This is a genomic window from Variovorax sp. 01T439_2 (genome assembly GCF_056398445.1).
In genome coordinates this window covers 1-1115 of record NZ_JBFTPJ010001320.1, presented here as the reverse complement: position 1 = coordinate 1115, position 1115 = coordinate 1, and the positions used below count along the sequence as shown (strand labels likewise).

Below are 1115 nucleotides of genomic sequence, written 5' to 3'. Positions count from 1 at the left end.
CTCATGGCGCGCTTCCTGCCTGAGGACCGTGGACGATGAATCCCTCACGCATTTCGAACGAAGCGGAGGCGCTGCGTGCCGTGGCGCATCCGATGGACGGGTCTTCCAGCGACCATGACGCGCTGCTCGAGCTGATCGGCGATGCGCACTATGTGCTGCTCGGCGAGGCTTCGCACGGCACGCACGAGTTCTATGCGGCGCGCGCCGACATCACGCGGCGCCTCTTGGCCGAGAAAGGCTTCCACGCGGTGGCCATCGAAGGCGACTGGCCCGACGCCTACCGCGCGAACCGCTACGTGAGGGGCGCCGGCGGCGACGCCAATGCGCGCGAAGCGCTCGCGGGCTTCCGGCGCTTTCCGACCTGGATGTGGCGCAACGAGGACGTCGCAAGTTTTATCGAATGGCAGCGCGCCTTCAACGACGCGGGCCCGCCGCAGGGCAAGACCGGCTTCTACGGCCTGGACCTCTACAGCCTGCACGCCTCCATCGAAGCCGTGCTCGACTACTTCGACCGCACCGATCCCGTGGCGGCGCGAAGCGCCCGCGAACGCTACGCATGCTTCGACCGCTTCGGCGACGGCGGCCAGGTGTACGGCCTGATGGCCGGGCTCGGCAACACGCCCTCCTGCCAGCGCGAAGTGGTCGAGATGCTGGTCGAGATGCGCCGCGCCGCCGGCGATGCATGGCGCAGCGGCGGCGCGGCCAATGAGGAAGACGCCTTCAACGCCGAGCAGAATGCGCGCCTCGTCAAGAACGCCGAGGCCTACTACCGCTCGATGTACCTGAGCGACGTGTCCTCCTGGAACCAGCGCGACCGGCACATGGTGGAGACGCTGGGCGAGATCGAACGCCACCTGTGGCGCGCGAGCGATCGACCGAAGATCGTGGTGTGGGCGCACAACTCGCACCTGGGCGATGCGCGCGCCACCGAGATGGGCGAGCGCCGCGGCGAACTCAACGTGGGCCAGCTGGTGCGCGAACGCCAGGGCCGCGATGCGGTGCTGGTGGGCTTCACCACGCACACCGGCAGCGTGATGGCGGCCTCCGACTGGGGCGCGGCCGCCGAACGCAAGCAGGTGGTCCCCTCGCGCGAGGACAGCTACGAGGGCCTCATG

General features: G+C 69.0%; 1 protein-coding gene. It reads left to right on the top strand.

The window, feature by feature from the left end:
* Nucleotides 1–35: 35 nt before the first annotated feature.
* On the top strand, nt 36–1115 hold a 1080-nt coding region (locus AC1DOC_RS34620), incomplete at its 3' end, for an erythromycin esterase family protein (RefSeq protein WP_478131706.1).